Origin of the sequence: Brevundimonas sp. EAKA, from assembly GCF_000698025.1 — a bacterium.
GTDB classification, from domain to species: domain Bacteria; phylum Pseudomonadota; class Alphaproteobacteria; order Caulobacterales; family Caulobacteraceae; genus Brevundimonas; species Brevundimonas mediterranea_A.
On the sequence record NZ_JMQR01000086.1, the window covers coordinates 1 to 13,231 of the forward strand.

The 13,231-nt window shown below is 67.9% G+C and carries 16 protein-coding genes; 5 read left to right on the top strand and 11 right to left on the bottom strand.

Translation table 11 applies throughout. The annotated features are described in order from the left end of the window. Positions 1–66: 66 nt before the first annotated feature. On the bottom strand, positions 67–2,160 hold the full coding sequence (locus ER13_RS12065) for a S46 family peptidase (RefSeq protein ID WP_035309572.1): 2,094 nt from the start codon (positions 2,158–2,160) through the stop codon (positions 67–69). A gap of 209 nt (positions 2,161–2,369) precedes the next feature. Between ER13_RS12065 and ER13_RS12070 the strand changes: the two genes are divergently transcribed. Genes ER13_RS12070 through ER13_RS12080 form a run of 3 tightly spaced genes read left to right on the top strand, consistent with a single transcriptional unit; the run spans position 2,370 to position 5,332 of the window. Further along, positions 2,370–3,539, top strand: coding sequence for an ABC transporter permease (locus ER13_RS12070; RefSeq protein ID WP_035309573.1), 1,170 nt, complete (start codon positions 2,370–2,372; stop codon positions 3,537–3,539). Continuing rightward, positions 3,536–4,291, top strand: coding sequence for an ABC transporter ATP-binding protein (locus tag ER13_RS12075; RefSeq protein WP_035309575.1), 756 nt, complete (start codon positions 3,536–3,538; stop codon positions 4,289–4,291). The genes ER13_RS12070 and ER13_RS12075 overlap by 4 nt, the downstream gene beginning before the upstream one ends. Positions 4,292–4,318: 27 nt before the next feature. Next, entirely contained in the window at positions 4,319–5,332 is a 1,014-nt protein-coding gene (locus tag ER13_RS12080; RefSeq protein ID WP_035309577.1) for an HlyD family secretion protein, read from the top strand. Positions 5,333–5,341: 9 nt separating this feature from the next. On the opposite strand, the gene ER13_RS12085 is transcribed toward ER13_RS12080, so the two are convergent. Next, positions 5,342–6,139, bottom strand: coding sequence for a crotonase/enoyl-CoA hydratase family protein (locus ER13_RS12085; protein WP_035309580.1), 798 nt, complete (start codon positions 6,137–6,139; stop codon positions 5,342–5,344). A gap of 116 nt (positions 6,140–6,255) precedes the next feature. Continuing rightward, positions 6,256–6,408, bottom strand: a complete 153-nt coding sequence (locus ER13_RS18685) for a hypothetical protein (RefSeq protein ID WP_164952605.1) — start codon at positions 6,406–6,408, stop codon at positions 6,256–6,258. 213 nt (positions 6,409–6,621) lie between these two features. On the opposite strand from ER13_RS18685, the gene ER13_RS19040 reads away from it, so the two are divergent. Further along, positions 6,622–6,783: a DUF1289 domain-containing protein gene (locus ER13_RS19040; protein ID WP_008262298.1), complete on the top strand. Its 162-nt coding sequence runs from the start codon at positions 6,622–6,624 to the stop codon at positions 6,781–6,783. Positions 6,784–6,858: 75 nt separating this feature from the next. Further along, the gene (locus ER13_RS12095) at positions 6,859–7,374 is read left to right on the top strand and encodes a TIGR02281 family clan AA aspartic protease (protein ID WP_008262498.1); all 516 of its coding nucleotides are present in this window, start codon (positions 6,859–6,861) and stop codon (positions 7,372–7,374) included. Here ER13_RS12095 and pgsA read toward each other — a convergent pair. The 8 genes from pgsA to ER13_RS12135 form a co-directional block, all read right to left on the bottom strand. Further along, positions 7,371–8,018 carry a CDP-diacylglycerol--glycerol-3-phosphate 3-phosphatidyltransferase gene (pgsA, locus tag ER13_RS12100; protein ID WP_008262640.1) on the bottom strand — a complete coding sequence of 216 codons (648 nt, stop codon included), beginning with the start codon at positions 8,016–8,018 and terminating at the stop codon, positions 7,371–7,373. The genes ER13_RS12095 and pgsA overlap by 4 nt on opposite strands. Beyond that, positions 8,015–8,470: a PIN domain-containing protein gene (locus ER13_RS12105; protein ID WP_008259070.1), complete on the bottom strand. Its 456-nt coding sequence runs from the start codon at positions 8,468–8,470 to the stop codon at positions 8,015–8,017. Before ER13_RS12105 ends, pgsA begins: the two co-directional genes overlap by 4 nt. Further along, a complete protein-coding gene (locus ER13_RS12110; protein ID WP_035309584.1) occupies positions 8,467–8,712 on the bottom strand; it encodes a type II toxin-antitoxin system Phd/YefM family antitoxin in 246 nt (81 codons plus the stop codon). Before ER13_RS12110 ends, ER13_RS12105 begins: the two co-directional genes overlap by 4 nt. A gap of 35 nt (positions 8,713–8,747) precedes the next feature. Continuing rightward, the gene (locus ER13_RS12115; protein ID WP_035309586.1) at positions 8,748–9,371 is read right to left on the bottom strand and encodes a carbonic anhydrase; all 624 of its coding nucleotides are present in this window, start codon (positions 9,369–9,371) and stop codon (positions 8,748–8,750) included. Positions 9,372–9,438: 67 nt separating this feature from the next. Next, positions 9,439–11,304, bottom strand: coding sequence for an excinuclease ABC subunit UvrC (uvrC, locus tag ER13_RS12120; protein WP_035309589.1), 1,866 nt, complete (start codon positions 11,302–11,304; stop codon positions 9,439–9,441). A 16-nt stretch (positions 11,305–11,320) separates the two neighbouring features. After that, the gene (locus ER13_RS12125; RefSeq protein WP_035309590.1) at positions 11,321–11,767 is read right to left on the bottom strand and encodes a DMT family transporter; all 447 of its coding nucleotides are present in this window, start codon (positions 11,765–11,767) and stop codon (positions 11,321–11,323) included. 31 nt (positions 11,768–11,798) lie between these two features. Beyond that, positions 11,799–12,653, bottom strand: coding sequence for an alpha/beta hydrolase (locus ER13_RS12130; RefSeq protein WP_035309592.1), 855 nt, complete (start codon positions 12,651–12,653; stop codon positions 11,799–11,801). A 52-nt stretch (positions 12,654–12,705) separates the two neighbouring features. Next, positions 12,706–13,176: an NUDIX domain-containing protein gene (locus tag ER13_RS12135; RefSeq protein WP_035309594.1), complete on the bottom strand. Its 471-nt coding sequence runs from the start codon at positions 13,174–13,176 to the stop codon at positions 12,706–12,708. Between the last annotated feature and the right edge of the window lie 55 nt (positions 13,177–13,231).

A 13,231-nucleotide genomic window follows, 5' to 3' on the forward strand; every position in this document is an offset into this window, starting at 1 on the left:
CTTCCCACCCGGTCGCTTTGCGCCCCCCTCCCCCAAGGGGGAGGGAGAGGCGCTTATGCGTCGGCGTTACCGCCGCACGCCCAGTTCGCGCAGCAGTCGGGGCTGGTTGTAGACGGTGCGCAGGGCCTCGGTGATGGCGGCGGTCGAGACCGTGACGGTGCGGTTCAGTTCGCCGTCGTAGCCGAAGCTGCCGCCCAGCGAGTGGATGTTGCCGTCGAAGGCGGCGCCGATGACTTCACCCTTGGCGTTGATTACGGGCGAGCCGGAGTTGCCGCCGATGATGTCGTTGGTCGAGACGAAGTCATAGACCGTCGACTTGTTGACCTTGCCCTCGGCCGCCATCCAGTCCTCGGCGGCGTTGAAGGGCTCGGCGCCGGTGTTGCGCTCGTACAGGCCGCCGATCTCGGTGAAGGGCGTCACCGTCACGCCGCGATAGGTCCAGCCCTTCACCTGGCCATAGGACAGGCGCAGGCTGAAGGTGGCGTCGGGATACAGGTTGGTGCCGTAAACCGCGAACCGGGCCTGGGCGATCTTTTCGCCGGCGCGGCTGGTCGGGCCGGACACGGCCGATTCCCACTGGGTGCGGATCGCCTGGGCCGCATCGTCATTGGCCAGGACGAAGGCGATCAGCGGGTCGCCCGAGGCGGCCAGCTGTTCCGGCGTCATGGCCAGGGCCTGGGCGCGGAAGGCCGGGTCGGCCAGGCGGGTGCCGTCCACCAGACGTTCGGCGATCTGCTCCGGGCTTTCCTTGCCCAGCAGGGCCTTCACGTCGGCGTTGTCGACGGTCAGATATTCGCGGGTCTTCGACAGCCAGAAGTCCAGATAGATCTTCTCCAGATCGTTCGAGATCGGCGTCTCGGTCGCCAGGCGGCGACCCAGGGCGGCGATGTCGGCGTCCGAATAGCCGGCGCGGCGTTCGGCGACCGGCTTGGCGCGCTCCTTGGCCGCGCGGACGATGGACTTGGCGTAGCTGTACAGTGACGAGCGTTGGCCGGCGGCGGCTTCCAGCTGGCGGTAGGGCAGGTAGAGGTCGCGCTGGGCGGCGGCGACGCGCTCCAGTTCGGCCCACGGGTCGCCGATGCGCTGGGCCAGGGCCGGGTCGGCGGCGACGCGCTGGCGCAGTTCCTGTTCGGCCGTCCGCTTCGTCGCCATGAAGGCCGGGTCGGTCAGGGCGCCCTGTTGGCCGTAATAGACCTTGAAGCCATTCTCCAGGCCGAAGATCGGATCGACCGAGACGCGCTTGGCCTCTTCACCCGTCGTCGAATATTCCAGCAGGCGACCGCGCAGTTCCGAGGTCTGGATCAGGGTCAGCGGCAGTTGCTGGTCCCGCAGGGCTTCCAACTGGGCCATGGTCAGCAGGCGCGAGGTCGAGCCGGGGTTGCCGGCGACGAAGGTGACGTCGCCTTCCTTGGGCGCATTGGGGTTCCAGGCCAGGTGGTTCGGCGTGGCGACCGGCTTGCCGTCCTCGTAGATGCGCAGGAAACCGGCATCCAGGGCGTAGCGCGGGAAGTTGAAATTGTCCGGGTCGCCGCCGAAGAAGGCCGCCTGGAACTCCGGCGCGAAGACCAGGCGCACGTCGTCATACTTGCGGAACTTGTACAGCTTGTACTGGCCGCCGCGGTACAGGCTGATGACCTGGCAGGTCAGCTTCTGGTCGTCGCCGCAGACCTCCTTCTGGATCTTGTCGATCTCGGCGGCCCGGGCCTGGACGAAGGCGGCGCCCTCAAGCCCGGCGCCGGCGCCGACGACCCGGTCGGTCACATCGGTGATGTCGGTCAGGATCTCGGCCGTCTGGCCGGGGCATTTCTTCTCTTCCTCGCGGGTGGCGGGCATCCAGCCGTTCTTGACGTAGTCGTTCTCGGCGCTGGACAGGTCCTGGACGCAGCCCACGACACAGTGGTGATTGGTCAGGATCAGGCCTTCGCCCGAGACCAGCGAGGCCGAGCAACCCTGCAGGCGGACGGCGGCGTTGCGCACGCGGTCCAGCCAGGCCTGGTCGATGTTGGTGCCGTACTTCTCGTTCACCGTGGCGATGGGGAAGTTGTCGAAGGTCCACATGCCCTCGTCGGCGCGGGCCGAGGTCGCGGGGGCGGACAGGACGACGGTCGCGGCGCCGAGGGCGGCCAGCGAGGCGGTGAGACGAAGGGACGGCAGGGACATGCGGGGTTTCCTACAGAGGGCGGAGCGAGGATGGTCCGCCTGTTAACTTGTAACTAGCGCCGTTTCGGCGACGCCGCCAAGAGGCGAGACGGCCTTTGCCCTACGGCCTGCGGTCGCACGGGTCAAAAGCAAGCCTTACCCCGATTTAACTTGGCCGTGATGCCGCGCTCGCTCAGATAGACGGACGTATCGGGGATTTATCGACAACCATGTCGCTTGCGCTATCAACCTTGCTCTACGAGTGGCGTCGCTACATGGCGGCCGTCGTGGCGCTCGCCTTCTCGGGATTGCTCGTCCTGGCCCAGGTCGGCATGTTCATGGGCATCGGCAAGGCCTTCACGGCCCAGATCGATCGGGCCCGCGCCGACATCATGATTCTGAGCCCGGGCGCGACCGCCCTGTTCAACGGCGGCCCCTCAGGCGTGCCGCGGCGAATCATGCCGGTGGTCTATCAGCATCCGGAAGTCCTGGCCGTGGCCGATCTGGACGGTTCCGGCGGTCGTTGGCAGAACATCGTCAAGGATAAGGAGCCCGGCGGCGACCCGGCCGCGCCCGGCGCCAAGAAGATGGAGTTCGTCAACGTCACCACCATCGACGCCGTGCCTGGCGCGGTGACGGTGCCGGTCGACTATTCCGACGACCTGGTCGAGGCCCTGCGTCAGCCCTATGCGGTGGCGGTGGACCAGACGGCGCTGGGGCGATTGGGCGTCAAACTGGGGGATCAAGCCAGCTACAACGGCAAGACGGTCCGGGTCGCGGCCGTGACCCAGGGCTATCCCAACATGATGCAGGCGACGGTCGTCATGTCGCGCGACACCCTGCGGATGCTGGGCGAGGCCAACACCGGCGAACGGGTCGGACCGCTGATGGTGCAGATCAAGGACCCGGCGCGCGCGCCCATCGTGGTCGCCCAGCTGAACTCTATCTCGAACGGTCAGTTCAAGGCCTGGACGCGTCAGGATCTGGCCAAGGCCAATGAAGGGGCGATGATGAAGGAGAGCTTCATCGCCATCATGCTGGGCTTTTCGCTGTTCCTGGGCGTGCTGATCGGGGTGGCGATCACCTGGCAGACGCTGCGCGGCGCCATCATGGCCAATATCAAGGAGTTCGCCTCGCTGCGCGCCCTGGGCGTCGCCATGGGGTCGCTGCGCTGGATCGTGCTGGAGCTCAGCTTCTGGGTTGGGATCGCCGGGGTGCTGGCGGCCTTCGTCCTGACCTGGGGGGTCAGCCTGCTGGCGGCCGGCTCGGGCCTGACAATGTCCTTCCCGCCCATGATGGTGATGATGGTTTCGCTGATGCTGATCGTCATCGCCCTGCTGTCCGGTCTGTTGTCGCTGGGCGTCCTCAAGAACAGCCAGCCGGCGGACCTGCTGCGATGAACACTCATACGAAAGTGCACGGCAAACACGGCGACTTCGCCATCGAAGCCAAGGGCCTGGTCAAACGGTTCAAGACGGGCCGCAGCTGGGTCGAAGTCCTGAAGGGCGTCGATTTCGATGCGCGGCACGGCGACCTGACCATGGTCATGGGCCCCTCCGGTTCCGGCAAGTCCACCTTGATCGCCAACCTTTCGGGCCTGCTGAAGCCCGAGGAGGGCCGGGTGGACATACTGGACGTCGACGACCTGTGGACCTACGGCTCGGGTCGGATCGACAAGTTCCGCCTGGACCACTGCGGCTTCATCTTCCAGGGGTTCAACCTGTTCCCGTCCCTGACCGCCCTGCAGCAGGTCATGACGGTGCTGAAGTATCAGGGGCTGTCGTCGGCGGACGCGAAGAAGCGCGCCACCACGGCGCTGGAAGAAGTGGGCCTGGGTCATCGTCTGCACCAGAGGCCCAACGCCCTGTCCGGCGGCGAGAAGCAACGCGTCGCGATCGCCCGCGCCCTGGCCAAGGACCCGCAGATCCTGTTCGCCGACGAACCGACTTCGGCGCTCGACGGCGAAAACGGCCAGGTGGTCATCCGCCTGCTGCGCCGGGCCGCAACCGAACACGGCGCCGCCGTGATCTGCGTGACCCACGACCCGCGCCTGGAAGCCTGGGCCGACCGGGTCATTCACATCGAGGACGGCCGGATCCTGGACGATCAGCGCCGCACTCCTGATCCCGACGCCCAGCTGGCGTCCCACTAAGACCCTTTTCCAACGGACTGAACCGTCATGCCCGCCTTCCTCAAAAACAAATGGCTCTGGATCGGCCTGGTCCTGATCATCGTCCTGGTCGTCGGCTTCATGGCCTTCAGCAAGGCCGGGGCGGCCAAGAAGGCCCAGGTCGAGAAAGAATCCGCCCAGAAGATCGACAGCCCCTACGCCGCCATCGCCAACGGCAAGGCCGACGTCGAGGGCGGGGTGATCAAGGTCGCCGCGCGTCGCGGCGGCGTGGTGCGTGAAGTCTTCGTCAACGAGGGCGACCGGGTCGTCACCGGCCAGATCCTGGCGCGGCAGGAGGACGACGAGACCCGTCTGGCGGCGCAGAGCGCGGCTGCGGCTGTGTCGGAGACCCGCGCGCAGCTGGGGCTGACGCGCGTCGAACTGACGGCCGCCCGGCGCGAGTACAACCGGCTGTCGCGGCTGGCCTCGACCAATTTCGTCGCCGCCCAGCGTCTGGATCAGGCCCGCGATCAGATCGCCCAGGCCGAAGCGCGTCTCGCGTCGCAGGAGGCCGCGATCCAGACGGCCCAGTCGCGTCTGGACGAGGCCCGCTATAATCAGGAACTGACGGTGATCCGCGCGCCTATGGACGGTCGGATCGCCCGCCGCTACGCCCAGCCCGGCGCCGGCGCCTCGACCCTGAACGTCACCGCCATGTTCGACCTTGAGCCGGACACCGACCGCATCGTGCGGGCCGAGATCGTCGAGGCGGACCTGCCCAATGTCACGGTCGGTCAGGAGGTCGAACTGACGCCCGAGGGGGATCCGACCAAGATTTCGGTCGGGCGGGTCCTGCGCCGCGCCGCAGTCTTCGGCGCCCGTCAGCTGCAGTCCGAGGATCCCTCGGCCAGGACCGACGAACGGGTGGTCGAAGTGGTGGTCTCGGCCGACAACACCCCCTTCCTGATCGGGCAGCGGGTGCTGGTGAAATTCATGAAGCCGGGCCAGAAGGCGGGCGTCGCCCGCCCGGCCAGCGCCGGAGTGGGCCCCAACCAGGCCATGCGTCCGGCCGGCCAGTCGTAAGCCGGCGGGTCAGCGGCCGGTGAAGTCTCCCGGCCGCTTCTCCAGCACCGCGTTCACGCCTTCCAGATGGTCCTCGGTCATGTGGGCTAGGGCCTGCATGGCGGCCGACAGCTCCAGGATCTGTTCGAAGGTCTGGTCGCGGCCCTGGCGCATCAGGGTCTTGGCCATGCGCAGGGCCTGGGGCGGCTGGGCGGCGATCTGGCCGGCGGTGATCAGGGCTTCGTCCATCAGCCGATCGTGCGGCACGACCCGATTGACCAGGCCCCAGCGCTCGGCCGTCTCGGCGTCGATGCTGCGGCCGGTGAACAGCATTTCAGCGGCGCGGGCGTAGCCGACGTCGCGCGGCAGCCGCCAGGCCCCGCCGTCGCCGGGAATGATGCCCAGCTTCAGGAAGGGCACGCCGAAGCTGGCCCGGTCCGAGGCGATGCGGATGTCGGCGGTGGCGCCGATGCCGCAGCCCAGGCCCATGGCCGGACCGTTGACGGCCGAGACCAGCGGGATCTCCAGATCATAGAGGCTGCGGACGATCCGATGGACGACGCGGCGATAGCGGGCGCGGATCTCGGCGCCTGAGCCTTCGAACAGGTCGCGCCGGTCTCGCATAGCGGTCAGGTCGCCGCCGGCCGAGAAGGCGCGCCCGGCGCCCGTCAGGACCACGCATTTGACCGTCATGTCGGCGTTGGCGCGGGCGCAGGCGTCGGCGAATTCGTCGCCGTCGGTCAGGTCGGGCAGGGCGTTCAGCCGGGTCTCGCGGTCCAGCGTCCAGATCAGGATCGCGCCCTGTCTGGTTTCGGCGATCAGGCCCATCGGTCGTCTCCTCGTTCCGCCTCCGTCATCGGACGCCGACGCCGCGTTACGCAAGCCCGGAATTGCAAAAGCCCCGGCGCGGACCGGGGCTGCTGCACGTCGGGCTTTCGAGGCCGTCAGGGTTTCTTGGGCGTATAGGGTACGAAGTTGGACGGATGGCTGACCGCCCGTCCCGAGTTCGACGGCATGTGCCGACTGTTGACCAGCATCCCGCCCCACAGGGCGAAGGACATCATGGCGTGTTGGAGGTTACGCTCCTTATCGTTCATTTTGGCGTCTCCTTTCGCAGAACGATGAAAAGAGACGCGTCGTACCTATGGAATCTCACCATCAGTCGTTTCGCGTCAGAGCCCAAGATAGGCAGTTTTGCGGAAATTGCAAATTTATCGATCAGCAAGCGGAGTATATTTCTTGATGGTGTCACATTGAGCAGGGTCCCGCGCCCGGCCGGGCCGCCGAAATCGATCGCCACGCCCTGTGTCATGGTATGCGCCGTCGATGGCGAAAGCGGCCTGTGTCTGGGGTGTTTCCGGACCTTAGGCGAGATCGCCGGCTGGCGCGCGCTCAGCGACGCGGAAAGGGCGGCGGTGATGGCGGATCTGCCGTCCCGGCGGTCTCGGGTGGACCCGGCCAAGCTGGGCTAGGACGGCTCGGGGCTTAAGCTTTCGTCAGCCAAGTCGGTTCACCGCATTCCAACCTGGGTCGGATAGGCAGGGTGCATGATCCGCATCGACCTTCAGTCCGCCGCCGTGCTGAGCGTCGCCCTCATGGCCTCGTTCGCGACAGCTTTCACGATCCGTCATCTGGACGGCGGAGAGACAGCCATGGCGGCTTCCGCCGATGTCGCTGTCGCGGCTTCCGCGTCCGGAACCCCGACCCAGGTGGTCAAGGGGCCGGACGGTCACTACTGGGCCCAGGCCAGGATCGATGGCCGTGCGGTCCAGGTTCTGGTGGATACGGGCGCCAGCGTGGTGGCCCTGACGCGCGCCGATGCACGTCGGCTGGGTGTCGATCCAGCGCCGGAAGCCTTCACCGGCAAGGTCCAGACCGCCTCGGGCGTGGTGCGGGCCGCGCCGGTCGAACTGAAGACGATCTCGGTCGCCGGGGTTCGGGTCGATAAGGTCGAGGCCCTGGTGGTCGAGGAAGGCCTGACCTATTCGCTGCTGGGCATGAGCTATCTGGGTCGGCTGTCCGCTTTCGAGGCGACGCCGGCGGGTCTGACGCTCAGGCCCTAGAGATCCCGCATCTGGCGCTTAGCTTCGCGGAAATACTGCCAGCCGGTCCACAGGGTGATGACGGCGGCGAACCAGATCAGGAAGACGGCGAAGGATTCGAACGCCGGCTGCCACGACAGGGGCGAACCGTCCGGCTCCTGCAGGCCGAAGGCGTTCCACAACAGGGTCAGCTGCAGCGCGGCCAGGGCGACCATCTGCACGGTGGTCTTCCACTTGGCGGCCAGGGTGACGGGCAGTTCGATCCGCCCGGCCATGGTCTCGCGCAGGGCCGAGACCGCGAACTCACGGAACAGGATCAGGCCGCAGGGCAGGGCGATGCCCGGCAGGGAGCCGGAGGCGAGCACGCCCAGGATAGCCCCCGTGATCAACACCTTGTCCGCGATCGGATCCAGGATGGCGCCCCACCGCGTGGTCGAGTTCCAGCGGCGCGCCAGGAAGCCGTCGACCCAGTCGGTCGAGGCGGCGATGACGAAGATCCAGAAGGCCCAGATCCCGAACTTGGCCTGGGTGTCCGGCGACAGCCAGGCGTCCAGCGCCCCCGGCGCGGCGCCGGCCATCATGGCGAACATCACCACACCGGCGAACAGGCGGATGCCGGTCAGGATATTCGGGATCGGATTGGCGCGGTGCGGATAGGTGGTCATGGCAGGATTTCCAGCAGGGACGCGAGCAGGGGATGAAGCGTCTCCGCGAACGGATTGGCGATGGTCACGCCTCGATAGACGAAGCCGTCCTGCATGTCTTCGGAAAGCAGAAGGCCGCAGCCCGCTTCGGCGGCGACGGTCAGGATCAAGGCGTCCCAGATCTGTAGATTGAAGAAGGCCGCGGCCTCCAGCGCGGCGTCCATGGTCGTGGCCGAGGCGGCGGTCAGCCCAACGCCAGCGCTCCAGTCCAGCACGATCTTCCTGGCGACCTTCGGCGGGTGTCCGCCCTTGCGTGTCAGGATGTTGTAGAACTCGCCGGCAACCTGGGTCGGGATGACGAGGTTCTGCTTGGCGAGCGTCTTCAGCACCCCTAACGCGCGCTGACGCTTGGGTTCGTCATCACCGATGCCGGCGGCGTAACCCAGAACGTTGGTGTCGAGCGCCAGTTTCAAGCGTAACCGTCTTCACGTGTGATGCGTCCGGGCGCGCGGGCGGGCAGGGCGGCCAAATCGTCCACAAGGGCGTGCAGCCGAGCGACGCGTTCATCGTCTGTCGGCTCGCCGGCGGTTGCAGGCGTAATCCGCACCAGCGGCTTGCCGTGCGCGGTGACGACGTAGGACTCGCCAGACGCCACCTCGCGAAAGATGCGCGAGAACTCGCGATTGGCCTCAGTCGCGGTGATCGTCCGTTCCATGGTTCAATAGTAGTGTTTTCCACTACTCGCGCAAGTCACGCCAACGGTTCGAACCGCGGCTTGTTCGTCAGGGCGCGCAGGACGCCGTCGGCGATGCCGAAATGCAGGCCGGTCAGGGTCAGTTCGCCGGCCGCCTCGCGCTCGGCGATCCAGGGGAAGGTGCGCAGGTTCTCGATCGACAGGCGGACGACGGCCTCTTCGGCTGCGCCTTCGACCTGATCTTCGGACACTTCCTCGGCGACGCGGCGGACGACGGCCGAGCCCTGGGCCACCCAGGGGGCGACGAAGTCGGCGCAGATGTCGGGCGCCCCGTTCAACATGGCGTCGACCCCGCCGCAGTGGGCGTGGCCCATGACGACGATGCGGCGCACGTTCAGCACCTTGACCCCGAACTCCAGCGCCGCCGACACCCCGTGCAGCAGGCCGTCAGGCTCGTAGGGCGGGACCAGATTGGCGACGTTGCGCACCACGAACAACTGGCCGGGCGCCGCGTCGAAGATCAGGGCCGGATCGGCGCGGCTGTCGGAACAGGCGACGATCAGGGTGTGCGGCTTCTGGCCCAGCTCGGCCAGGGCTTCGTACCCGGCGCGGGCGGCGGGCCAATGATCGGTGCGGAACCTGCGGTATCCGGCGGTGAGTTCGTCGTCGATGTCGCTCATGACTCGCCTGTAGCCTCGCTTCAATCCGGACTCAACGGCCACGAGGCCGCAAGGCCGAGGCCGAACTTCAGCTTTTCCTGAAGAAGGCGTGGATGCGTTCGGCCAGGGCCTGGTTGATTCCGTCGATCTTCAGCAGGTCCGCCACCGAGGCGCGACCGACGCCCTTGGCGGAGCCGAAGGCGTGGAGCAGGGCCTTCTTGCGGCCGGGGCCGACGCCTTCGATCTCGTCGAGGGGATTCTTCTTGATGTCCATCGAGCGGCGCTTGGCGTGGGCGCCGTTGGCGAAGCGGTGGGCCTCGTCGCGCAGCCGTTGCAGGTAATAGAGGGCCGGGGACTTCAGCGGCAGCATGAAGGGGGCTTTGCCGGGCATGAAGAACTTCTCCATGCCCGCATCGCGATCCGGTCCCTTGGCGACGCCGACCACGGCGATGTCGTCCAGACCCAGGTCGGCCATGACGGCCAGCACCTCGGCCAGCTGGCCCGCGCCGCCGTCGATCAGCAGCAGGTCGGGACGGACGGCGTCCTCGCCCTCCTCCTCGTCCTTGACCAGGCGGGCGAAGCGGCGGCGCATCACCTCGCGCATCATGCCGTAGTCGTCGCCGGGGGTCAGATCCTCGCCCCGGATATTGAACTTGCGATACTGCGACTTCTGGAAGCCGTCGGGGCCGGCCACGACCATGCCGCCGACCGCATTCGTGCCCTGGATATGGGCGTTGTCGTAGATCTCAATCCGCTCGGGCCGGGTCTCCAGACCAAAGGCCTCGCAGACCTCGTCCAGGATCTTCCCTTGCGCCGAACTTTCGGCCAGGCGGCGGCCCAGGGCTTCGCGCGCATTGGTCAGGGCGTGATCGACCAGCGCCAGTTTCTCGCCGCGCATCGGGCGGACGATCTCGATCCTGCGATCCGCCTTCATCGAGAAGGCCTCCTCCAGCAGTTCCAACTCGTGCGGGCGGATGTTGGACAGGATCAGGCGTGGGATCGGCTTGTCCTCGTAGAACTGGCCCAGGAAGGCGGCCAGGATCTCGGGATCGGTGTCGGTCTTGTCCACGCGCGGGAAATAGGCGCGGCCGCCCCAGTTCTGGCCGGCGCGATAGAAGAAGACCTGGACACAGGCCTGGCCGCCGTCGGAGTGCAGGGCGAAGACGTCGCCCTCGGCCACGCTGTCGGCGCTGACGGAGTTCTCCATCGAGATGGCGGACAGGGCGCGGATGCGGTCGCGGACGCGGGCGGCCTGTTCGAAGTCCATGGCGTCGGAGGCGGCCTGCATCTCCTGCGACAGGCGACCGATGACGGCGCGGGACTTGCCACGCAGGAACTGTTCGGCCTCGGTGACCAGTTCGCCATAGTCCTCAAGCGAGATCAGGCCGGTGCAGGGGGCCGAGCAGCGCTTGATCTGGTGCAGCATGCAGGGGCGGGTACGGGTCTCGTAGACGCTGTCCGAACAGGACCGCAGCAGGAAGGCCTTCTGGAGGGTGTTCAGGGTCCGGTTGACCGCCCAGGTCGAGGCGAAGGGGCCGAAGTAGTGGCCGGGGGTCGTGTGGGCGCCGCGATGTTTCTTCACCTGGGGCGCGCGGTGGTCGCTGCGGATCATCAGTTCGGCGAAGGACTTGTCGTCGCGCAGCAGGACGTTGAAGCGCGGCTTCAGCTTCTTGATGAAGTTGGATTCCAGCAGCAGGGCCTCGGTCTCGGACGCCGTGACGACCAGCTCCATCGACCGGGTCTGGGCCACCATCAGGCCGATCCGCTGGGTGTGGAACCGACCCTGGGCGTACTGGACGATCCGCTTCTTCAGCGACTTGGCCTTGCCGACATAGAGGCAGGACCCGTCTTCGCCATACATGCGATAGACGCCCGGCTTGTCGGGCGCCCGACGCGCCTCGTCGGCGATCAGGGCGGCGGCCGTCAGGTTCGAATCGAGCGTCTCCTCGGTCATCCGGGGGGATATAGGCTCACGACCGGCGAACCAGAAGGACGCCGGCCAGAACCAGGCCCACGCCGGCGATGCGGCCCAGGTTCAGCGGCTGGCGTGGGACGCCCAGGGCGCCGAAATGGTCGAGGATCAGGCTGAGCAGCAGCTGGCCGCCGACCATCAGGGTGATGGTCATGGCCACGCCCAGGCGCGGCACGCCCCAGGCGGCGGCGACCACGAAACAGGCGCCGTAGACTCCGCCCAGCCAGGCGTACCAGGGCAGGGCGCGGGCGGCGGCCATGTCGGGCCGGGTCTGCATCAGGGCGGCGACGACGCCCAGCACCGTCGTGCCGACGGCGAAGGAGATGAAGGCGGCGTTGACCGGCGAGGCGACGGCCGAGGCCAGCCGGGCGTTGGTCGGCGCCTGCAGGGCGGTGGCGCCCCCGGCCAGGACGACGACGAGGATGGCGATCAGCGACGGGTTCATGCGCCTTGGCTAGCATGCCCTCGGCCGTTTGTTAGCCCGAGATGAAGCGGGCGGCGCGTTCGCCCTCGGGATCGCCGGCGACGCCGAAGCCGCGGTTGATGGTCATGTGGCTGTCGTCGGGGGCGGCGACGACCTCGGCCTGGCCGCCGGCTCGGGTCAGGGCCTGGGCCAGGTCGCGGCTCTGGACGGCCGAATCCTGACGCCGGGCGACGTGGAAGATCAGGAAGGGCGGATAGGCGACGCCGGGGCGGACGCGCAATGTCGGCGACAGGGCGGCCGCCTGGTCGCCGAAAGCCTGGTCATAGGTCTGGCCCAGCCACTGATCGATCCGGCCGTCCCCGCGCGGGGCGGTGGCGTCATAGCCCGCCCCGTCCAGCAGGATGACCCCCGCCAGGTCCGACGGCTTCAGCCCGACCGCGCCCAGATAGTCGGGGTCGATCCCGACCAGGGCGGCCAGATGGGCGCCGGCCGAGTGGCCCAGCAGATAGATCGGGCGGCCGGACAGGCGACGTTTCAGGTCGGCGACGGCGGCGGCGACGTCCATGGCGGACTCGCGGGCGCTGACGGCGGGAACCAGACGATAGCTGGTCGAGGCCAGGGTCAGGCCGTGCCGTTGGGCGTAGGCGGGCAGTTCGCTGACCATCGCCCGCTCGCCGCGCGACCAGCCGCCGCCGTGGACGAACATCAGGATCGGTCCGGAGCCGCGGTCCGCATAGACGTCATAGGCCTGGAGCGGGTCGGGGCCGAAGGCCCAGGTGTGGACGGGGGCCGCCGCGCTGCCGCCGGTCTGGTCGCGTCGGCGCCCCAGGCGGCGCTGCGCCAGGGCCGGGCCGGCCAGGGTTGAGAGGGTCAGGCCCAGCAGGGCGGCGCGGCGGGAGACGGGCATGGGACATCCTTTCGGGATCCTCAGGATAACGCCGTGCGCCGTCCGATCCGCCTCACCAATTTGTATCGATTTGTACGCCGTCGAACCATTCGGCCAGCCGCGCGCGACAGCCCCGGTTGACGTCGGCGGGCAGGGCGTCGGGCGCGAACCAGCCGACCTCGGCGATCTCGCCGTGGCTGGTGCGTTCGCTCCGGTCGAAGGCGTCGATGACGAAGACGGCGACATGATCGCCGGGAAAGAACCGCTCGTTGGCATGCAGCGAGACCAGACGCGGCGCCGCCCGCGCGATCAGCCCGGTCTCCTCGCGCAGCTCGCGCACCACGGCCTCATGGGTGGTCTCGCCCCGGTCAACCCCGCCGCCCGGCAGCCACCAGCCCGCCAGATAGGTGTGCCGGACCATCGCCACCCGCCCGTCTGCATCCACCGCCACGGCCCGCACGCCCAGCGTCTTGCCCCGCGACAGCCGCGACCAGGCGAAGAAGACGGGGCGGGTGAAGGGTTCGACGCGCTGACGCCAGTTCATCAATGTGTCCGCCCCCGGCCGTGGTGTGTGGCGGGATGTTCGATCATCTTTGGGC

Excerpts from the sequence above, each read along its gene's own strand:
- ER13_RS12065 (WP_035309572.1), bottom strand. The coding sequence starts at position 2,160 with ATGTCCCTGCCGTCCCTTCGTCTCACCGCCTCGCTGGCCGCCCTCGGC.
- ER13_RS12070 (WP_035309573.1), top strand. The coding sequence starts at position 2,370 with ATGTCGCTTGCGCTATCAACCTTGCTCTACGAGTGGCGTCGCTACATG.
- ER13_RS12075 (WP_035309575.1), top strand. The coding sequence starts at position 3,536 with ATGAACACTCATACGAAAGTGCACGGCAAACACGGCGACTTCGCCATC.
- ER13_RS12080 (WP_035309577.1), top strand. The coding sequence starts at position 4,319 with ATGCCCGCCTTCCTCAAAAACAAATGGCTCTGGATCGGCCTGGTCCTG.
- ER13_RS12085 (WP_035309580.1), bottom strand. The coding sequence starts at position 6,139 with ATGGGCCTGATCGCCGAAACCAGACAGGGCGCGATCCTGATCTGGACG.
- ER13_RS18685 (WP_164952605.1), bottom strand. The coding sequence starts at position 6,408 with ATGAACGATAAGGAGCGTAACCTCCAACACGCCATGATGTCCTTCGCC.
- ER13_RS19040 (WP_008262298.1), top strand. The coding sequence starts at position 6,622 with ATGGTATGCGCCGTCGATGGCGAAAGCGGCCTGTGTCTGGGGTGTTTC.
- ER13_RS12095 (WP_008262498.1), top strand. The coding sequence starts at position 6,859 with ATGATCCGCATCGACCTTCAGTCCGCCGCCGTGCTGAGCGTCGCCCTC.
- pgsA (WP_008262640.1), bottom strand. The coding sequence starts at position 8,018 with ATGACCACCTATCCGCACCGCGCCAATCCGATCCCGAATATCCTGACC.
- ER13_RS12110 (WP_035309584.1), bottom strand. The coding sequence starts at position 8,712 with ATGGAACGGACGATCACCGCGACTGAGGCCAATCGCGAGTTCTCGCGC.
- ER13_RS12115 (WP_035309586.1), bottom strand. The coding sequence starts at position 9,371 with ATGAGCGACATCGACGACGAACTCACCGCCGGATACCGCAGGTTCCGC.
- uvrC (WP_035309589.1), bottom strand. The coding sequence starts at position 11,304 with ATGACCGAGGAGACGCTCGATTCGAACCTGACGGCCGCCGCCCTGATC.
- ER13_RS12125 (WP_035309590.1), bottom strand. The coding sequence starts at position 11,767 with ATGAACCCGTCGCTGATCGCCATCCTCGTCGTCGTCCTGGCCGGGGGC.
- ER13_RS12130 (WP_035309592.1), bottom strand. The coding sequence starts at position 12,653 with ATGCCCGTCTCCCGCCGCGCCGCCCTGCTGGGCCTGACCCTCTCAACC.
- ER13_RS12135 (WP_035309594.1), bottom strand. The coding sequence starts at position 13,176 with ATGAACTGGCGTCAGCGCGTCGAACCCTTCACCCGCCCCGTCTTCTTC.